We start from the raw sequence: 18,734 nt of genomic DNA on the forward strand, positions 1-18,734 counted from the left end.
CGGCGCCCAGGATCAGGCAGGGTGGCAGGCTTCGCGAGAGCTTCGATGACATGATGCCTCCTTGAGCGGCGCCGAGAGGCGCAGCGGAAGATTCGGTGTGGCAGAGCGTGAAGGGAGGCACGCGCGGCTTTCCATTTCAAAAAATCATCTTCGTGCGACGAAGGTCCGGAGGACCGGCGCGCCGCCCTGCGGCCGGGCGGCGTCGTCCGGCCGCCGTTGTCAGAGCGCGGAGGAGAGCCGGTCGAGCACCGCGTTCATGATCGGCCGGTAGCCGTAGTCGGGCGACGAGGCGTCCGATATCTGCGCCGGGCAGATGGAGCCCGCGACGCCCTGCTCCCCGAGGCGCTGGAGGAGCTGCAGCTCGCGGAGGCCGGGATAGGCCTTGGCCCGCTCCTGCGTCGTCTCCCGGTTGCCCGGATCTTCCAGGCCGTTCGTGCCTCCCGGCTTGCACAGCGGGCTGTCGTTCACCCCGGTCACGCTCTCGCTGCAGTCGCAGCTCTGGGCGTTCCCCTCGCAGGAGCGCTCGGTGAGGAGGTTGAAGATGCAGGCGTACTGGAGGTCTCCCGTGCTCCCCCGCGGGATCGTGTACTCGCGGCCGTTGATCGCGTTCCACCCCGTGGCGTCCGGGTGGACGAGCTGATCGCCGGTGATCGGGTTCGCGCCCGCGCGGGGCGCCTGCGACTCGATCATGAACGGGTCCGCGGGCGCGACGTGGTTCGCCGGATCGCCGAGGACGATCTCCCAGGTGCTGCTGAAGCCGCCGGGCACCGGGGCGTCGAGCTCGGCGGCGTCCTTGAGCCCGCCGACCGGGTTGCCTACCGCGTCGAGGCCGCCCACGAGATCGGGGACGCCGTCCGCGTTCTGGCGCGCGAGGTCCTGCCACGGCACCCCGACGATGCCCGTGAAGACGATGTGCTGGGGCCCGCGGGTCCGCGTGTTGTCGTCCTCGGGGTCCAGATCCGAGAAGATCGGGTTCGGCACGAGGTCTCCGTTCCGCGCCGGCACGGTGGGCGACGTGAGCGCCTCGATATAGCGCTCGATCGGATAGAGGAAATCGAACCCGAAGCGGCGCTTGTGGTCCCAGCACCGCAGGTTCACCGGGTCTTCCTCCGCGGAGAGCCTCGTGGGGGAACCATCGGCGCGCGTGCAGGTCGGGTCCGCGGGGCAGCCGCTCTGATCCTGGGAGCAGGACTTGCAGCACGGGTCGTTCGGGTTGATGGCGCACTCGCTCCGCGGCCGCCACAGCCTGAAGCCATTCCTCGTCTCGGCGACGAGGTAATCCCTGCCTCCGTCCTTGATCGAACAATCGTTCTCGTCGGACAGCATCACGATGAGCAGCAGCGAGTCCGGCCGGAGGAAGTCCCTCCGTTGCTTCAGCACCATCTGGTCGATCCCAGTGGGCACGGCGGCATCCTCCTGGAGCTCTATTGTGACGTATGGCTCGGGATCGACGAGGAAACGGTAGAAGCTCTCCAGCGGCGCCTCGAAGCCGCATCCCGCCTGCCCGACCCCTTCCACGATCGCGCCGAGCTTGGTGGCGAGCTCGACCGGATCGGAGTCGGCTGCGGGGCCGTGGCTCCCGGCCGCGTCCCACACGAGAAAGCCTCTGTCATGGTAGGTTGGCAGATCGTTCTCCGTCGACTGCGGATCCGAGCGCGCGAGGAGGTGGGCCATGTCGTTGTTGGAAGGGGACGTCTCCGGGGGGCAGGCGCCCGACCCATGGCCGCCGAGGCTGCTGCTGATGACGCCGATGTGCATGTCGTTCACGGGGCTTCGTGCGCGCGAGGAGCCTGTCGGGCATGGGCTCAACCCGCTCGCGGGCTGTGCGCTCGCTGGACGTCCGCTCGGTTCGAGGCAAGGCGGGTTGGTCATGCCAGTGACGACATCGGCGAGCGCCAGGCGCAGCACTTCCTGCTTGTCCGCCATCGACCCGGAGTTGTCGACCACGAACAGCAGATCGACCTTGTCCGGCGTGAACTGCGGCGCGTCCCAGCCTCCCGTACCGCTGCTGCTGCCCGTGCCGCTGCCCCCCGAGCTCGAGCTGGCGCCTACCCCGCCGAGCGACACCGCCACCTGACATCCTGCGAGCGCGATGGCGCCCAGGACGACCCAGGACGACAAGGACCGTGAGAGTTTCGGCATCATGGCTTCTCCTTTGAGCGGAGCCGCGGGGCGCCCCGAGCACCGGTCATGACGAGCATGAAGGGGCGCTCACGCCGCCCCCCATTTCAAAAAACACCTTAGCCCAACAAATCGGCGAGCCCCCCGCGGCCCCGCAATCCCCCCTCTCTCTCTCCCCCCCACCCCCCTTCACGCCCCCCCTCTGCGGCCTCAGAGCGGGGGGCTCCCGCACAGGAGACGGGCCCAGATCGGCGTTTTCGGCGCGCAGGCGTACTCCTGTACGCCGAGCACCGAAAACGTCGATCTGGGCCCGTATCCGAAGCGGGAGCCCCCCGCTCTAGCGGGTGAAGGCTTGGAGGCGAGAGACGTGGGGGCTTGAGGGGTAGGCGAGGAGGAATGCCGATGCGCGCTGCGCGGCTGCGGCGCGCTGGCCGCTGTCCCAGAGCGCCTCGATGGTGAGCGCCTCGCGTTCCTGCGCGAGCGCGCCGCCAGGGAAGCGGAGCCGCGCTTGTTCGACGATCACCAGCGCGCCGGCGGCGTCGCCGCGCCGGAGGGCCGCGCGCGCGTCGCCGAGGAGCGTCAGCTCCTCGCGCAGCCGGCTCTCCCGCAGCGCCGCCGGGGTGGACGCGCCGTCCGCACCGACGGCGGCGCCCGCGGCGTCCGGCGCGGGTGCCGCCCCTGTGCCTTCTGCCGCGGTTGCGGGCGGCGGGCTCGCGGCGGGCTCGCGCCGCGGCGTCTCCGGCTTCGGAGGCGCCGCGGCCGCGCGGGGCGCCGTCGGGACGGCGGCCGGCACCGCCGCCTCGGCGCGCGGCCGCGGCGCGACCCGCGCAGCCGCCTCGGCTGGCACCGCCGCCTCGGCTGGCACCGCCGCCTCGGCCGGCACCGCCGCCTCCGCCGGCGCCGCCGCCTCCGCCGGCACCGCCGCCTCGGCGGGCGCCGCAGGCCTTCGGCTCGCCTGCAGCGCCGTCGGCGCGGCAGCCGGCGGCGCGACAGCCGGCGCGGCCTCGACGACCTGCGCCGGCGGCGCGGCGCTCGGCGGGGCCACGACCGCATAGCCCGCGAGGAACAGGCCCCCGCAGGCGGCGCCGAGCAGCATCGACTTCACGATGCCCGCGGTGCCCGCCACGGCCGCCGCGCCGGCGGCGCCCGCCGCGCCGGCAGCGCCGGCGAGACCACCGCCGCCCGCGGCCGCAGCCGCCACCTTGCCCGCCGCCGACGCGGCCACCGCGACCTTGGCCGCTGGCGCGGCGACCGCGACCTTGCCCGCCGACGCGGCGGCGGCGACCTGGCCCGCGCCGCCTGTCCCCAGGCTGCCCGCGCTCGCCGCGCCGCCCGCCTGGGCCGAGAGCGCCCCTCCCCCGGCGCCCTGAGCCCCGCCGAGCGTGGCGGCCCCGGCGGCGAGGCCGAGCTGCGCGGCCATCGCGGCCCACACCCGCTCTTGCTCTCCGTCGGGCGGGTCCACGGGCGCCGCCGCGCGGAGGAGCTCGCGCTCCACCTCGAGCGCGCTCCCGTCGGCGTCGATCCAGCGCATCGGATCGCTCATCGCTCCCCTCCCGCTTGCTTCCAGACGGGTTGCCGCTCGACCCCCGGCAAGGGAAGAACGTTCGACGCCGGCCCCCGCGCGGCCGGCGCGCGCTCCGCGGCCGAGATCCCCGCGTCGACGGCCGCTGCCTTCAGCACGGGCTGCGACTTCGTGACCGTCGTCCCGCCCACGCGGAACTGGTCGCGCGCGTTCAGGCGCGCCACCGCGCGGCGGAACGCGTCGCGCGCGAGGCGGAGGCGCGAGTAGACAGTCCCCAGCGGGACGTCGAGCAGCTCCGCGACCGCCTCGCCGCCCATGCCGTCGAGCTCGAACAGCGTGAACACGGCGCGCTGCTCGAGGGGCAGCTCGTCGAGGATGGCCTCGAGCCGCTCGATCGCCTGCCGCCGCTCCGCCTGCGCGCCGACGTCGGCGCGGTCGTCGGCGCAGTCGAGCAGCGGCTCGTCGTCGTGGGCGCGCCGTCTCATGTGCGCGAGCTTGCGCCGGTCGCGGGCGACGTGAAAGCAGATACTGTACAGCCAAGTCGTAATTTTCGACCGACTCTCGAACTCGGGAAGCCGGCGGTGGACGACAAGGAACACGTCCTGGACCGCATCCGCGGCGTCGCTCTCGGGCACGCCGAGCCGGCGCAGCGAACGCCACACGAACCGAAAGTGCTGCGCATAGACCTCTCCGAAGGTCATCCTGTCCTGCCGCTTCTCGTCATGCTCGCCCCCTCAGTGGAAGGTCGCCTGGTTGGCCATCAGGGAATCGACACGTCGGATCAGAAAATCGAAACGCGGGCGCCCAGCCCCACGAGCAACCCCACCGGGGAAGGGTCGAGCACGGCGTCCGTCGTGACCGGCGCGCCGGCCTCGCTGTCTGCGCGGCGGTCGACCGTGAAGCGCGCCCGCGCGACCGGCGCGAGGAGCGTCGCGCGCGCGGACCAGCCCAGCGCGCGGGCGCCGAAGAGCGGCCCCTCGGCGATGGCCGAGGCGCCCAGGGCGAACCAGAGCGCGGAGTCCTCGCGGTTCGGGGTGAACCCCCTGCCCGCGCCGTGGACGGCGCCGAGCATCGACGCCGCGCAGGCCGAGAGCCGGACCTCGTCGAGCTCTCCGGCGATCGTGGCGCAGCCGCGGGCCGTCGCGGCGACGAGCCCGATGGAGGCGACGCCCGGCTCGACATCGATGTCCTGGCGCGGCAGCCACACAGCGCCGAGCCCGGCCGACCACGCGCGGCGCCGCAGCGAGACGCCGCCCATGGCGGCCGCCCGGAACGGGTCGAGCATCCCCACCGTCCCCGCGGCGCCGAGCTCCGCCGAGACATCCCAGGACCGCGGCTGACTCGGGGGGGGCGGCGGCGCGGGCCTGCGCGCGGGCATGACCGGCGCGGGCGCGGCAGGGGGCGGCGCCGGCGCGACCGGAGGGGGCGGCGCGGGCGCTGGCTCGCTGTCGAGCAGGATGGCGATCGTCAGGGCCAGCGCCTCGACGAGCTCGCCGCAGCTCGCCCCCGCCTCGGACGAGAGCTGCCGGGCGCGGCCGTCGGCCTGGAGGACGGCGGTGTAGGTGGTCTCGGTCCGGAGAAAGTGGACCTCGTACTCGGGCACGGCGCTCGCCGCGCTGCCGGCGCCCGGAGGAGCGGCGCCGGCGCTCGATGGGGCATCCCCGGCGGGCGATGGCGCGGGAGCGGAGGCTGCCTGGAGGCCGCCGGCAGCCGCCGGGGCGCCGCCTGCGACAGCCGGGGCGTCGCCTGCGACAGCCCGGGCGTCGCCCGCGGCTGCCGGGGCGTCGCCTGCTACCGGCAGGGTGCTGACAGGGTCGAGGGCGGGCTGCTTCATCACGCGCTCGACCGCGGCGGCCAGCGACGGTGCGTCGGGGCAGTCAGCCGCCGACGGCGCCCGGTGAACGGCGAGCCGCGGGCGCTGCGGGGCCGCCGAGGCGACGCGCAGCGAGCCGAGGGAGAGGACGCACAGGGAGAGGACGCTGAGCGCGCCCCGAAGCGAGGAACGAGGGCAGGTCACGGGGAGGCCTCCCAATTATCGCAAGGAGCGGGGCAAGCGAAGTTAGGACGCGCAGATGCCGACGAGCTTGGGCCGGCGCGCGGCGATCGCGGGGCCGGCGCGCCCGACCGCTCCGCCCCCGGCGGGCTCGCGAGGTCGGGATGCTGCTGCGCTGCCGGGCCGCTCCGCGCTCTCCGGTGCGCCGCGGGATCGGATAGAGTGCCGACCATGAACTCCTACGATCTGATCACGTGCGCGAGCTGCTACGGCGAAGGCGAGATCAACACGGACTCCGGACCCTACCTGTGCAAGGACTGCAACGGGAACGGCCGCATCTTTCCGACCGGCGAGCAGATCGAGGAGCGCATCCGCGAGATCGAGGTCGAGCTGGAGCGCCACCCGCTGCAGGCGCGGCCGGAGAGCCGCTGGCTCGTCTTCGAGCTGCGGCGCACGCGCAAGCTGCTCTGGCAGATCCGGTCGCTCTGCGAGGAGGCGGAGAGCGACGCGGAGCAGCCGATCCTCGTCAAGGTCCGCGACCTGGCCGACGCGGCCGTCGCCCCGAGGAGCCCCGCGCTGCCGCGCGAGATGCTCCCGGAGGACGGCTGACGCCGGCTCCGCCGACGCGCCGCGCCCGCGCGGCCGCGGCGCACGTGGGTGCGAACGCGACGCGCGCTGATCCGGTGCCCTCGCTCTACCCTTCCCTCCTCGGCGCCGCGTGGTCTGCGCTCGCGCCGCCGGTCCAGCGCCTCCACGCGGGCGGCGCGCGCGCTCGCGGTCGCTTCCGCGTGCGCCGCGGCCGCGCGCTCGCGGCGCGCCTGCTCGCCGCCCTGCTGCGCATGCCGGAGGCAGCGGAGGACGTCGCCGTGACGCTCGCGGTCGAGCCGCGGGCCGACGGCGAGCGGTGGATCCGCACCTTCGGGGCTCGCCTGCTCCGCTCGACGCAGTGGCGCTCGGGCGATCTGCTGGTGGAGGCGCTCGGCCTCGTCCAGTGCTGGTTCCGGCTGCGCGCCGAGGGCGGCGCGCTCGTGTTCGAGCAGGTGCGGTCGACGATCGGGCTGCGCGGCTTCGGGCTGCCGCTGCCCCGCTGGCTCGCCCCGCGGGTCGAGGGCCGCGCCGAGGCGCTGCGCGACGAGGTCCAGGTGGACGTGCGGATCTTCGCGCCCGTCGCCGGGCTGCTCGTCGCCTACGAGGGGCGCGTGGCGCGCGGCGGAGACGACGAGGCGGCCTCCGCGCGCGCCGGCGAGGCAGCCTCCGCGCGCGCCGGCGCGCCGGCGCCCGGGTCGAGCCCGTGATCACAGCGCTCGTCCTGTTCGCCGTCCAGGGCGCGCTCGGCGCGTTCGACACGCTCTATTACCACGAGTGGCGCGCGCGCCTGCCCGGCGGCGTGCCCGGCACCGCGCCCGAGCTCGTCCTCCACGCCGTCCGCGACCTCGTGTACGCGGTGCTCTTCGCCACGCTGCCGTTCGTGCGCTGGGAGGGGCTCGCCGCGTGGGCGCTCGCGGCGCTCCTCCTCGCGGAGATCGCGATCACGCTCCGCGATTTCGTCGTCGAGGACACGGTCCGGCGGCCGCTCGGCGGGGTCTACCCGGGAGAGCGGGTGATGCACGCCGTGATGGGCATCGTCTACGGCGCCGCCCTCGCGCACCTCGTCCCCGAGCTCTGGCGCTGGGCGCTCGCCCCCACCGGCTTCTCCCGCTGGGAAGCGCCCCTCCCCCTCCGCGTGCTCCTGCCGGCGATGGCCGCGGGCGTGCTGCTGTCGGGGCTGCGCGATCTCGGCGCCGTCTACGGGCCTCGCTGGCTCCGCTTCCCCTGGGGGCGCGCGTGATCCGCCGCGCGGCCGCCGTCAGCCCTTCACCGCGCCGGCCGTGAGCCCCGCGAGGATGCGGCGCTGGAAGACCAGCGTCAGCACGACCAGCGGCACGGTCACGACGATGGAGGCCGCCATGGTCTGCCCCCAGGGGATCTCGTAGAGCCCGCTGGTGGCCGTCGAGAACGCCTGGATCGCGTACGTCACCGTGCGCTTGTCCGGCGTCTGGGTGAACGAGAGCGCGAACAGGAACTCGTTCCAGGCGGCGATGAACGCGAGGATGCCTGTCGTCGCCATCCCAGGGACCGAGAGCGGCAGCATGATCTTCGTGAACACCTGCCAGGGCGTCGCGCCGTCGACGTACGCCGCCTCCTCGACCTCGCGCGGGATCGCCTTCAGGAAGCCGGTGAGCACCCAGACAGTGAACGGGAGCGTGAAGATGAGGTACGTCAGGATCAGCGCGGGGAGCTGGTTGTAGAGCTTGAAGAAGTTGACCATCTCGAACAGGGCGCCGAGCACGGCGATCTGCGGGAAGATGGTCATCGCCAGGACCGCGTAGAGCACGACGCTGCGCCCGCGGAACCGGAACCTGCCGAGGGAGTAGGCGGCGAGCGAGCCGACCGCGAGCGAGAGCGCCGTGACCGAGACGGCGACGATCACGCTGTTCAGGAGCGCCGTCTGGAACTGCCCGTCCTCCAGCACCGCGCGGTAGTTGTCGAGCGTCACGCGATCGGGCCAGTAGCGGACCGGGGTCGTGAACAGCTCGCTGTCCGGCTTGATCGAGGAGACGAACGCCCAGACGAACGGGAAGACGGTGAACACGACGACCGCGGCGACGAGCAGGTAGAACAGGACGCGCAGGGCGACCTGCCCGCCGCTGCGACGGTGCCCGCCGCCCGAAGCTCCGGGAGAGCCATCCATCTCAAGCCTCCTCCGCGCGGAACACCGCGAGATAGATCATGATGAACACGGCGATGACCAGGAACAGCGCGACGGAGATGGCCGAGCCGTACCCGATGTCGGAGATGCTGACCAGCGTCTGCTGGGCATAGGTGGCCATCGTCTGCATGTCCGGCCGGTTGCCGAACATGACGTAGAAGACGTCGAAGACCCGGAGCGCGTCGAGCGTGCGGAAGATGAGCGCCACGAGGAGCGACGGCTTGAGGAGCGGCAGGGTGATGCGGGTGAACTGCTGGAGCGCCGTCGCGCCGTCCACCCGGGCGGCCTCGTAGAGGTCGCCGGGGACGAGCTGCAGCCCGGCGAGCAGGAGGAGCGCCATGAACGGCGTCGTCTTCCAGATGTCGATGAGCGCCACCGCCCAGAACGACAGGTCCGGATCGGCGAGGAACGCGATGTTCCGATCCACGACGCGCAGGCGGTTCACGAGGATGTCGTTGAAGACGCCGTAGACGTCGCTGTACATCCACTTCCACATCTGGGCCGAGATGACGGTCGGTATCGCCCAGGGGATGAGCATGGCCGCGCGCACCGCGGAGCGCCCCTTGAACTGCGAGTTGACGATGAGCGCGATGGCGAGGCCGAGGGCGAGCTCGCTCAGCACGGTGACCACCGTGAAGAGGACGGTGAGCAGGACCGCGTCGTGAAAGTAGCTGTCCCGCGCGAGATCGACGTAGTTCTGCGCCCCGACGAACGCCGCCGGCTCCCCGGTGCCGAGCCGCGCGTTCGTGAAGCTCAGGTAGAACGTCTGGACGAGCGGGTAGAGGGCGATGAAGCCGACGACAACGAGCGTCGGCAGGAGAAAGAGCCAGGCGATCGTGGTCCGCCGCTTCTCGAGCGACGCGCCGCGCGCGGGGGTCGCCTCGATCGTGGCCTTCGGGTCAGCCGGCGTGCTCATGCAAAGCTCCGTTCTCGAGGGGCGGTGTGGCCGGAAGGTCGCGCCAGCGGCGCCGCGGCGGCGAGGGAGCGCGCGGCCGCCGGAGGCGCGACCTCCGCGGCGGTTACCTGAGCGTGCGCGTGAGGCGCTGCTCCACCTGGCCGAGCACCGCCTTCGGATCCTTGCCCTGCAGGACCTCGCTCACCCCCTGGAAGAAGGCGATGGATGCCTCATTGTAGCGCGGGCCGGTGCTGTTCGAGGGGCGCGGCACCAGCCAGAGGTCCTTCGCGCTCTCCAGGAAAGGCATCGCCTTCACCACCTCCGGATCCTCGAGCGCCGATCGGACCGTCGGGATGAGCGACGCCGCGAGCGCGCGGAACTTCTGCCCTTCCGGGCTCGCCAGGTAGCGGACGAGCTCGATCGCCGCGTCCTGCTGCTGCGAGAATTTCGAGACGGCGAGCTGCCAGCCGCCGACCGCGGCGGCGCTCTTCTGGCCGGGCTCGTGCGGCAGCGGGGCCACAGCGAACTTGCCCTTGATCGGCGACTTCTCGGCGTTGCCCGCGGAGTACGCGTAGGGCCAGTTGCGCATGAACGCGGCGTTCCCGCTCTGGAACGTGTTCCGGGCGTCCTCCTCCTCGTAGCTCGTCACGCCGGCGGACGAGATCGAGCCCACCCAGCCCCTGGCGCGCGCGAGCGCCTTCTGCGCGTTCGGGTTGTTCACCGTGATCTTGCCGTTCTCGATGATGGCGCCGCCGCCGTGCGAGGCGATCCACTCCAGCGCATTGCAGGTCAGCCCCTCGTACGCCTTGCCCTGCCAGACGTAGCCGATGAAGTTCGGGTTCTGCGCCCGCTCCCCGTCCTGGATCTTCTTCGCCATCTGCTCGAGCTCGTCCCACGTCTCCGGCGGCTTCGAGTAGCCGTGCTTCGTCAGCAGGTCGGTGCGGTAGTAGAGCAGCCCGAAGTCGGTGAACCACGGCATCGCCACGAGCTTGCCGTCGATCGTGTTGTTCTGGACGATGCTCTCGACATGCTGCTTCGCCGCCTCGCCGAGCTTCCCGGTCAGATCGGCGAGGTTCTGCGCGAACGCGCCGGGCCAGATGACGTCCAGCATCATCACGTCGACGTCGCCGGACTGCGCCTGGAACAGGCGCTGGTAGACGGAGTAGGTCTCGGTCGCGCCCTTCGGCCGGGGGATGATGGTCACCTGGATGCCGGTGTCCTGCTGGAACTGCTGGATCATCGTCTTGTCGAGCTCGGCGCCGACGCCCACGGACTCGCCGTAATACTTGAGCTTGGCCCCCGCGTATTTCTTCGCCTCGGCGGCGTTCGGCACCGCGGGCGGCTGCGCCTTGATCGCCTTCTCGCCCGGCGCCTCCGCGACCGCGGCCGCGGTCGAAGCGGCGGCGCCAGGGCGGCTCTCGCCGGAAGGCGGGCTCTTGTCGCCGCCGCGGCAGGCGCACAGACCGACGAGGAGGAGGAGCAGCGCGGTGGGGCGCCATGCGCGGAGGTCATGCTGCCGGGTGAGGTCCATCGCAGGATCCTTTCTGAGCTCAGTTCCAGGGAATTTGCACGGTTCCGAGGGCCCCTCGGTGCTGTCGAGACGCGCCGCTCACGAGCGCCGCGAAGGATGAGGCCCCGCGGCAGCATCGAACAGATACGCGCTCGGGGGCAAGCGATCGCGCCGCCTGTCCGCGACGGGTTCGCGGTCGGGAGGCGCCTGATCACGGATAAGGACGAAGCCTTACCGCTCTGCTCGACGCGCCACGCCGCAGCGAAGCGGGCGCGAGACGCATGCGCGTCCGCGCCGCGCGCACGCGCGACGCGGACGCGAAGGCGCGACGCGAAGGCGAAGGCGCGACGCGAAGGCGAACCGCGTGCGCGTTGCCCGAAGGGCGGACTCGCAACGGTGCGCGAGCGGGGTTGCACGAAGGCGGGGCGCACGCGCGTTGCGCGACGCGAGGCGAGCGGATCGCGCGAGGTACGACGCGCGCGTCGCGCGCCGGCGAGCGCGCACGCGTTGCGCGAACGGCGGAAGCGCGCCGGAGCGCGCAGCTTTCGCGATGAATCGCCGTCTCACGCGCCCGGCGCGCCGGCTGCTTTGCGCTTGCGGAGCCCATCCGGAGGCGGTAGAGCCGACGCTGTGCGGCCGGCGCTCGCGATCCGGCATGGTGCCGCGGGCGCACGGCCTGCTGGCTCCAGACTGCTCCTGCCGAGCAGGACGAGCCCGAACCGGCCTGCGCAGGCTGTGAATGACCCCCCTGACGCTCTCCTCTCCGGCCGATGCCCCCCGCCAGGCGGCACGGCTGGTCGCCCGCACCGTCCGGCTCGACGCTGACACGCTCGCGAGGATGCCCGGCGGCATCTCGTCGCTCGCCGGGGACAGCGCGCGCGTCTGGATGCACCCCAGCGCGCAGCTCATCGCGCACGGGGTCGCCGCCCGCCTGGAGCTGCCGCACGGCATCGAGGGCGGCGTCGCGTGGATCCAGGAGGTGCTCTCGTCGATCGGCGCGACCGACGCCGTGGGCCGCCCTGGCTGCGGCCCGGTGGCGCTCGGAGCCCTGCCCTTCGACCGGACGGAGCCGGCCGCGCTCGTCATCCCCGCCCAGCTCGTCGGCGCGGCCCCCGACGGGACCGCGTGGGTCACCACCATCGGCGAGGGCGCCGCGCCCGCGCCGCACCTCGAGCGGGCCGAGGGCCACCGGCGCTCGCCCGACAGCTTCACGCTGAAGTCGGCGGTCCCGCACGACGAGTGGTGCGGGCGCATCGCGCGCGCCGTGGCCGACATCCAGCGCGGGGACCTCTCCAAGGTCGTCGTCGCGCGCGCTGTCGACGTCGAGGCGAACCGGCCCATCGTCGTCGAGGAGGTCCTGCGCCGCCTGACCGCGCTGTACCCCTCGTGCGCGATCTTCCACTTCGACGGCTTCCTCGGCGCGAGCCCGGAGCTCCTGCTCTCGCGCCGCGCGCGCGCCGTCTCGTCGCACCCGCTCGCCGGCACCTACGCTGTCTCCGCCGACGTCGACGCCGACCGCCGGTTCTCCGAGGTCCTCCGGAGGTCGGCCAAGGACCAGCGCGAGCACCGCTTCGTGGTCGAGGCCGTCGCCGCCGCGCTCGCGCCGGAGTGCGCGTCGCTCGACGTGCCGGGCGAGCCGTCGATCCTGAGCCTCCGCAACGTGATGCACCTCGGCACGTCGATCCACGGCCAGCTCAACGAGGCGGCGCCGGACGCGCTCACGCTCGCCGCGCGGCTGCACCCGACGCCTGCCGTGTGCGGCACGCCGCGCGACGCCGCGGAGGCGTGGCTCGGCGCGCACGAGGGCATCCGGCGCGGGCTCTACGCCGGGCTCGCGGGCTGGGTCGACGCGCGCGGCGACGGCGACTGGTTCATCGGTATCCGCAGCGCCACCGTCGACGGCGCCCGCGCGCGGATGGTCGCCGGCGTCGGGGTCGTCGCGGGCTCCAGCCCGGAGGCCGAGCTCGTGGAGACGCAGCTCAAGCTGCAGGCCATGCTCGCGGCCCTCATCCGCCCCTGATGCCGGGGCCGCGCTGGCGCCTCCTCCACGCCGGTCCCGCGCCGGCTCGCCCGCGTTGACGGCCTCCGCGAGGGCCCCCAGGGGAGCTTCGCCGTGAAGACACTCCTCATCGACAACTACGACTCGTACACCCACATCCTCGGGCAGTACCTCTGGGAGGTGAACGGCGAGGAGCCGATCATCGTCAGGAACGACAGCCTCTCGCTCGCCGAGATCAGGGACCTCGATGTCGACAGCATCGTCATCTCCCCCGGCCCCGGCCGCCCCGAGCGCCGGGCCGATTTCGGCGTCTGCGCGGAGGTGATCGAGGCGCTCGCCGACACGCCGATCCTCGGGGTCTGCCTCGGCCACCAGGGGCTCGCGGCGCGCTTCGGCGGTCGCGTCCGGCACGCGCCGCGGGTGATGCACGGCAAGGTCGCGGAGGTCGAGCACGGCGGCGCCGGGCTGTTCGAGGGCGTGCCCAGCCCGTTCAAGGTGGTGCGCTACCACTCGCTCATCGTCAGCGACGACGACCTCCCGGCCGAGATCGAGGTGACCGCGCGGACGCGCGGCGACGGGCTCATCATGGCCCTCAAGATCAAGGACCGGCCGTTCCACGGCGTGCAGTTCCACCCCGAGTCGATCGGCACCGAGTACGGCAGAAAAATCCTTAGCAATTTCCGTGAGATCGCCGCGCGCGCTGCGCGCGCCGCGCGCCCAGGGGAAGCGGCGGCGGCGCGCGCGCCCGCGGCCGCGGCTGGCGACCTGGCGCGCGCGTCGGGGCGCGGCCGCGTGCGTCACGTCCGGCTCCCCTGGGTCGACCCGGAGCGGACCTTCGCCGGGCTGTTCGCCGCGGCGCCGTACGCGTTCTGGCTCGACTCGAGCGCGCCCGGGAGCGACGGCCGCTTCTCGTTCATGGGGAGCGCGGCCGAGGCGATCGAGAGCCACGGCGCCGCCGTGACGCGCTGGAGCGCCGGCGGCCCGGGGGGCCTGCTCACCCCGGCCCTGTCCGAGGGGAGCCCGTTCGCGGCGTTGCGGCGGGAGCTCGCGTCCGTGTCGCTCGAGCCGAGCGGCCTTCCGTTCCCCTTCACCTGCGGGCTCGTCGGCTACCTCGGCTACGAGCTCAAGGAGCACCTCGGCTTCGGCGCGTCCGCCCACCCGCGCCGCGCGCTCCCCGACAGCGCGATGATGATCGCGCGGCGACTCCTGGCCTTCGACCACGTCGAGCGCGCTGTGTACGCGTGCGCGATCGACGCGGGCGAGCCGCCGCCGATCGCCGCGCCGTCGCCCTCGTGCGACGCGTGGCTCGACGACGTCGCGGCGCGGCTCCAGGGCCTCCCGGACCTCGCCGAGCCGGCGCTCCCGCCCGTCCCGGAGGGCTTCGCCGCGGGCCTCGCGCTGTCGCAGCGCCTCTCGCGCAGGGAGCACCTCGACGCCGCGCGGGCGATCCTCGCCGAGATCCACGACGGCGAGACGTACGAGGTGTGCCTCACCAACGAGTTCCACGTGCGGACCTCGCTCGATCCGCTCGCGCTCTACCGCGTCCTGCGCCGCACGAACCCCGCGCCGTTCTCGGCCTACCTCAGGCTGCCGGGAGGCGCGGTGCTGTCGTCGTCGCCGGAGCGGTTCCTCTCGGTCGATCGGGCGCGGCGCGTGCGCAGCGAGCCGATCAAGGGGACGCGGCCGAGGGGCGCCACCGAGGAAGAGACGCAGGCCCTGCGCCGCGATCTCGCGACGAGCGACAAGGACCGCTCCGAGCTGCTCATGATCATCGACCTGGTCCGCAACGACCTCAGCCGGGTGTGCGCGATGGGATCGATCGAGGTCGAGGAGCTGATGCGGGTCACGGAGCACGCGACCCTGCTCCAGCTCTCCTCGGTGATCACGGGCGCGCTGCGCGAGGGGCGCGGCGCGCTCGACGCGCTCGAGGCGTGCTTCCCCGGCGGATCGATCACGGGGGCGCCGAAGCACCGGACGACGTCGATCATCGACGCGCTCGAGCGGCGCACGCGCGGCGTGTACACGGGCGCCATCGGGTACCTCGCCTTCGAGGGTCCCATGGATATGAACATCGCCATCCGGACGCTCGTCGCCGACGCCGAGGGGGTCAGCTTCGGCAGCGGCGGCGCGGTCGTCGCGGAGTCGAGCCCCGAGGCCGAGTACGAGGAGGTCCTCGTCAAAAGCTTCCCGCTGCTCCGCGCCGTCTACCTCGCCGAGCGCGCCGCGGACGCCGATCGAGCGTCCGCGCAGGGCGCGCATCGCCCGCGTCCGCCGAGGGCATCGCGCGGATGACGTGCCTGACGAACGCTTGCCCGCTGCGAAGAAGCCGGTGCCGCGCGCATGCCGCACCGCATATACTCGCCGCGCAGGAGGAGACGCGGTCTTGAAACGAGAGAGCAACGTTACGCGGAAGGGAGTCGCGGTGCGGCGGGTGGTCGAGGAGCTCGCCGTCGACGGCGCGATCCAGCCCATCGTGGAGGCGCTCGACAGCCACCTCGGCGTGGTCCTGGCGTCCAGCTACGAGGTTCCCGGCCGGTACACGCGATGGGACATCGGCTTCATCGATCCGCCGCTCGTGCTCGTCTCCCGGGGCCGCGACTTCCGGTTCACCGCGCTGAACGAGCGCGGGCGCGTGATCCTCCCGGCCATCGACGAGGCGCTCGGGGATCTCGACGCGGTCGCGGCCATCGAGCGCCGCGGGGACGAGGTGGTCGGCGCCGTCCGGCCGCCGGGCGAGCGGGTGCCCGAGGAGCTGCGCAGCCGCCAGCCGTCGATATTCTCGGTGCTGCGGCGGCTCATCGAGCTGTTCAGCGCCCCGGGCGATCCGCTCTTCGGGCTGTACGGCGCGTTCGCGTACGACCTCGCCTTCCAGTTCGAGCCGATCCGGCTCCGCCTCGAGCGCCCGGCGGATCAGCGGGATCTCGTGCTCTACCTGCCCGACGAGGTCGTCGCCGTCGATCACCGCCGCGAGCGCGCGACGCGCACGCGCTATGAGCTCACGTGCGGCGATCGCTCGACCGAGGGGCTGCCGCGCGAGGGCGCGGCGCGGGCCTATGTCGGCGCGGATCGCGCGCCGCAGAACGAGTACGCGCCGGGCGAGTACGCCGAGCTCGTCCGGCTCGCGCGCGAGTCGTTCAAGCGGGGCGATCTCTTCGAGGTCGTCCCTGGCCAGACGCTCTACGAGCCCTGCCCGGTGCCGCCCACCGAGCTGTTCTACCGGCTGCGCGAGCGCAACCCGGCGCCCTACGGCTTCCTGATGAACCTCGGCGAGTCCGAGTACCTCGTCGGCGCCTCGCCGGAGATGTACGTGCGGGTCGAGGGCGATCGCGTCGAGACGTGCCCGATCTCCGGCACGATCCCGCGCGGCAGCGACCCGATCGCCGACGCGGCGCAGATCGCGCGCCTGCTCGCGTCCGCGAAGGACGAGTCGGAGCTGACGATGTGCACGGACGTCGATCGCAACGACAAGTCCCGCATCTGCGTGCCCGGGAGCGTCCGCGTGATCGGGCGCCGGCAGATCGAGATGTACTCGCGGCTGATCCACACGGTCGATCACATCGAGGGCCGCCTGCGCGAGGGGTTCGACGCGCTCGACGCGTTCCTGGCGCACACATGGGCGGTCACGGTCACCGGCGCGCCGAAGGCCTGGGCCATGCAGTTCATCGAGGATCACGAGCGCTCGCCGCGCGCGTGGTACGGGGCCGCGGTCGGGATCGTCGGCTTCGACGGCAGCATGAACACGGGGCTCACGCTGCGCACGATCCGGGTCAAGGACGGCGTGGCGCAGGTCCGGGTGGGCGCGACGCTGCTCTACGACTCCGATCCCGACGAGGAGGAGCGCGAGACGCACGTGAAGGCGTCGGCGCTGCTCGACGCGATCCGGAGGCCGCGCGGCGTCCCCGCGCAGGCGCCGGCGGCGCTCGGCGCGGCGCCGGGGGCCGGCCTCAAGGTGCTGCTCGTCGATCATCAGGACTCGTTCGTGCACACGCTGGCGAACTACTTCCGGCAGACGGGCGCCGAGGTGGTGACGCTCCGCGCCGGCTTCCCTCACGGCGAGCTCGACAGCTATGCGCCGGACCTCGTTGTGCTCTCTCCCGGGCCGGGGACGCCGAGCGACTTCGATCTCTCGGGGACGCTGTCGGCGCTGCTCGAGCGGCGGCTTCCCGTCTTCGGGGTGTGCCTCGGCCTGCAGGGGATGGTCGAGCATTTCGGCGGCAAGCTCGGCATCCTCGACTACCCGATGCACGGCAAGGCGTCGAAGGTGCGCGTGCTCGGCGGGCGGCTCTTCGAGGGGTTGCCGCGCGAGTTCCACGCGGGGCGCTACCACTCGCTCTACGCGCTGCGGGACGCGCTGCCGCCATCGCTGAAGATCACGGCGGAGACCGAGGACGGGGTCGTGATGGCGATCGAGCACGCGGAGCTGCCGATCGCGGCGGTGCAGTTCCACCCGGAGTCGATCCTGTCGCAGGACGACAACGTGGGGCTCCGGCTGGTGCGGAACGCGGTGACCGAGCTGCGGCGGGCTGGCGGGCGGTGACGCGCGAGGGGGGTCCGGGTCGCCCGGCCCCGTGAAGGGGGGAGTCCGCCGCGCCGCGGACTCCCTCTCACGGGGCCTACCGTGGAGCCGCTGAGGACCCGCTCGGTATCGGCCCTCCCCGCGCGCCTCGCAACGCGAAAGCGCCTGACCGCGCTGAGACCACAAAATGAAAAAGCGCCGCCGGGGCCTCGGGGGGGGAGAGGCCGCGCCAGCGACGCTGCATTGTCTTAATGCACCGGGCATGCCACGGCGCGTTTCTTTGATTGCCGGGCAATTCGCATGGATGTCCGGGGCGATTGTTTCGCTTCTGCAAGGACGGAGCTGCACTCCTGCAAATGCGCGGCTCCGCGGCGCCCGGGGAGCGCTCAGGTGGACTGCTGCGAATTCTCGCTCCGCCGCATGAAGACACCCTTGCTGTACGCCATGAAGAACCCGAGCCGCATGGCGTTGCGTTCCGTGGGGATGCCGGGGCTCGCGCTGATGCACGCCAGGGGACAACCCCTGTCGCGCACCCGCTCCAGCCGACGGACGATGAGCGCCTGCTGGATGCCGCGCTCGCGGAAGCGGGGGAGCACCGAGGCGCCGAAGAGCGCGGCGCCCTCGCCGGAGACCTCCACGCAGCCGCCGCCGGCAGGCTCGCCGTGGATGAGCGCCAGGTACGAGTCGCAACCCGGGTGCGCGACGAGGCGGCGGGTGACATCGAAGAGCGCCGGCGTGATCGGCTCTCCCTCGGGGCGGAAGCCGCTCGTCGAGACCTCGATGAACACCCGGACCTGCGCTTCGTCCGCGGGGTCGACGCGCACGATCTCGAGCCCGTCGGGGCCGCCGTGCGTCAGCAGCGCGCGGAGGTCCTCGTCCGTCGCGATCTCGCGCGCCAGCACGTTCTCGAACTCGCGCAGCACGAAGCCCCGCTCGGCGAGGCCGCGCACCAGCGACTCGTGCGCGAACGGACAGACCTGGATCTGCGGCTCCGCGCCGCGCGTCGTGTAGAACGCGACGAGCCGATCGAGCTCCTCGGTGGAGACGGGACCGTCGAGCCCGAGCCCCACGGCGAAGTTGCCCCAGGAGCCCTCGCCATCAAAGGCCATCCACCCGCCCGCGACGGGCTCCGCGCAGGCGACAACGGCGGCGGTGCCGAGCGCCAGGCGGCGCTCCTCGATCCGGGCAATCTCGGCGTACGACAGCTTCGGCATGGGTGCACCTCATCGGCGAGCAGGATGGCGTGAGAAGGAGCCCTCCATCCTAGTCCGACCCGCCCGCGGGCGGCCGCGCGACGACGACAGCGGGCGGCCGCGCGACGACAGCGGGCGGCCGCGCTACGCCGCCGACCGGGCGGCGCGCTCCGCGGCCGCCGTCCGGGGCTCCCGCGCCGCGCGATCTACGCTCGCGTGTGCGCGGGCGATGTGGC

General features: G+C 73.0%; 14 protein-coding genes. 6 read left to right on the top strand and 8 right to left on the bottom strand.

The window, feature by feature from the left end; translation table 11 throughout:
- Positions 1-219: 219 nt before the first annotated feature.
- From WMF42_RS25870 to WMF42_RS25885, 4 genes are all read right to left on the bottom strand, one after another.
- Positions 220-2,145: a hypothetical protein gene (locus WMF42_RS25870; RefSeq protein ID WP_437685391.1), complete on the bottom strand. Its 1,926-nt coding sequence runs from the start codon at positions 2,143-2,145 to the stop codon at positions 220-222.
- A gap of 313 nt (positions 2,146-2,458) precedes the next feature.
- Positions 2,459-3,664, bottom strand: a complete 1,206-nt coding sequence (locus WMF42_RS25875; RefSeq protein ID WP_437685393.1) for a hypothetical protein — start codon at positions 3,662-3,664, stop codon at positions 2,459-2,461.
- Positions 3,661-4,344: an RNA polymerase sigma factor gene (locus WMF42_RS25880; RefSeq protein WP_061613349.1), complete on the bottom strand. Its 684-nt coding sequence runs from the start codon at positions 4,342-4,344 to the stop codon at positions 3,661-3,663. Before WMF42_RS25880 ends, WMF42_RS25875 begins: the two co-directional genes overlap by 4 nt.
- Before the next feature lie 80 nt (positions 4,345-4,424).
- Complete coding sequence (locus tag WMF42_RS25885; protein WP_437685395.1) at positions 4,425-5,660, bottom strand: hypothetical protein; 1,236 nt, start codon at positions 5,658-5,660, stop codon at positions 4,425-4,427.
- A gap of 207 nt (positions 5,661-5,867) precedes the next feature.
- Between WMF42_RS25885 and WMF42_RS25890 the strand changes: the two genes are divergently transcribed.
- From WMF42_RS25890 to WMF42_RS25900, 3 genes are all read left to right on the top strand, one after another.
- Positions 5,868-6,245, top strand: coding sequence for a hypothetical protein (locus WMF42_RS25890; RefSeq protein ID WP_061613347.1), 378 nt, complete (start codon positions 5,868-5,870; stop codon positions 6,243-6,245).
- 74 nt (positions 6,246-6,319) lie between these two features.
- Complete coding sequence (locus WMF42_RS25895; protein ID WP_437685397.1) at positions 6,320-6,931, top strand: DUF4166 domain-containing protein; 612 nt, start codon at positions 6,320-6,322, stop codon at positions 6,929-6,931.
- Positions 6,928-7,464 (top strand): hypothetical protein, encoded by a 537-nt coding sequence (locus tag WMF42_RS25900; protein WP_061613346.1) that lies wholly within the window; start codon positions 6,928-6,930, stop codon positions 7,462-7,464. Before WMF42_RS25895 ends, WMF42_RS25900 begins: the two co-directional genes overlap by 4 nt.
- An 18-nt stretch (positions 7,465-7,482) precedes the next feature.
- Here WMF42_RS25900 and WMF42_RS25905 read toward each other — a convergent pair whose 3' ends face one another.
- From WMF42_RS25905 to WMF42_RS25915, 3 genes are all read right to left on the bottom strand, one after another.
- The gene (locus tag WMF42_RS25905) at positions 7,483-8,367 is read right to left on the bottom strand and encodes a carbohydrate ABC transporter permease (RefSeq protein ID WP_061613345.1); all 885 of its coding nucleotides are present in this window, start codon (positions 8,365-8,367) and stop codon (positions 7,483-7,485) included.
- A 1-nt stretch (position 8,368) separates the two neighbouring features.
- On the bottom strand, positions 8,369-9,301 hold the full coding sequence (locus WMF42_RS25910) for a carbohydrate ABC transporter permease (RefSeq protein ID WP_081427127.1): 933 nt from the start codon (positions 9,299-9,301) through the stop codon (positions 8,369-8,371).
- Between the two features lie 103 nt (positions 9,302-9,404).
- A complete protein-coding gene (locus tag WMF42_RS25915; protein WP_061613344.1) occupies positions 9,405-10,811 on the bottom strand; it encodes an ABC transporter substrate-binding protein in 1,407 nt (468 codons plus the stop codon).
- A gap of 718 nt (positions 10,812-11,529) precedes the next feature.
- Here WMF42_RS25915 and WMF42_RS25920 point away from each other — a divergent pair.
- From WMF42_RS25920 to WMF42_RS25930, 3 genes are all read left to right on the top strand, one after another.
- Positions 11,530-12,810 carry an isochorismate synthase gene (locus tag WMF42_RS25920; RefSeq protein ID WP_437685400.1) on the top strand — a complete coding sequence of 427 codons (1,281 nt, stop codon included), beginning with the start codon at positions 11,530-11,532 and terminating at the stop codon, positions 12,808-12,810.
- Between the two features lie 93 nt (positions 12,811-12,903).
- Entirely contained in the window at positions 12,904-15,081 is a 2,178-nt protein-coding gene (pabB, locus tag WMF42_RS25925; protein WP_437685402.1) for an aminodeoxychorismate synthase component I, read from the top strand.
- A 91-nt stretch (positions 15,082-15,172) separates the two neighbouring features.
- On the top strand, positions 15,173-17,326 hold the full coding sequence (locus tag WMF42_RS25930) for an anthranilate synthase component I (protein ID WP_437685404.1): 2,154 nt from the start codon (positions 15,173-15,175) through the stop codon (positions 17,324-17,326).
- Between the two features lie 365 nt (positions 17,327-17,691).
- On the opposite strand, the gene WMF42_RS25935 is transcribed toward WMF42_RS25930, so the two are convergent.
- Positions 17,692-18,519: a GNAT family N-acetyltransferase gene (locus WMF42_RS25935; protein ID WP_437685406.1), complete on the bottom strand. Its 828-nt coding sequence runs from the start codon at positions 18,517-18,519 to the stop codon at positions 17,692-17,694.
- Positions 18,520-18,734 lie beyond the last annotated feature (215 nt).

Source organism: Sorangium sp. So ce176, assembly GCF_051519835.1.
Taxonomy (GTDB): Bacteria; Myxococcota_A; Polyangia; order Polyangiales; family Polyangiaceae; genus Sorangium; species Sorangium cellulosum_G.

What these genes read in the sequence shown, in the direction of transcription:
- WMF42_RS25910 (WP_081427127.1), bottom strand. Translation starts at nt 9,301, where the DNA reads ATGAGCACGCCGGCTGACCCGAAGGCCACGATCGAGGCGACCCCCGCG.
- WMF42_RS25870 (WP_437685391.1), bottom strand. Translation starts at nt 2,145, where the DNA reads ATGATGCCGAAACTCTCACGGTCCTTGTCGTCCTGGGTCGTCCTGGGC.
- WMF42_RS25890 (WP_061613347.1), top strand. Translation starts at nt 5,868, where the DNA reads ATGAACTCCTACGATCTGATCACGTGCGCGAGCTGCTACGGCGAAGGC.
- WMF42_RS25920 (WP_437685400.1), top strand. Translation starts at nt 11,530, where the DNA reads ATGACCCCCCTGACGCTCTCCTCTCCGGCCGATGCCCCCCGCCAGGCG.
- WMF42_RS25880 (WP_061613349.1), bottom strand. Translation starts at nt 4,344, where the DNA reads ATGACCTTCGGAGAGGTCTATGCGCAGCACTTTCGGTTCGTGTGGCGT.
- WMF42_RS25905 (WP_061613345.1), bottom strand. Translation starts at nt 8,367, where the DNA reads ATGGATGGCTCTCCCGGAGCTTCGGGCGGCGGGCACCGTCGCAGCGGC.
- WMF42_RS25935 (WP_437685406.1), bottom strand. Translation starts at nt 18,519, where the DNA reads ATGCCGAAGCTGTCGTACGCCGAGATTGCCCGGATCGAGGAGCGCCGC.
- WMF42_RS25915 (WP_061613344.1), bottom strand. Translation starts at nt 10,811, where the DNA reads ATGGACCTCACCCGGCAGCATGACCTCCGCGCATGGCGCCCCACCGCG.
- WMF42_RS25875 (WP_437685393.1), bottom strand. Translation starts at nt 3,664, where the DNA reads ATGAGCGATCCGATGCGCTGGATCGACGCCGACGGGAGCGCGCTCGAG.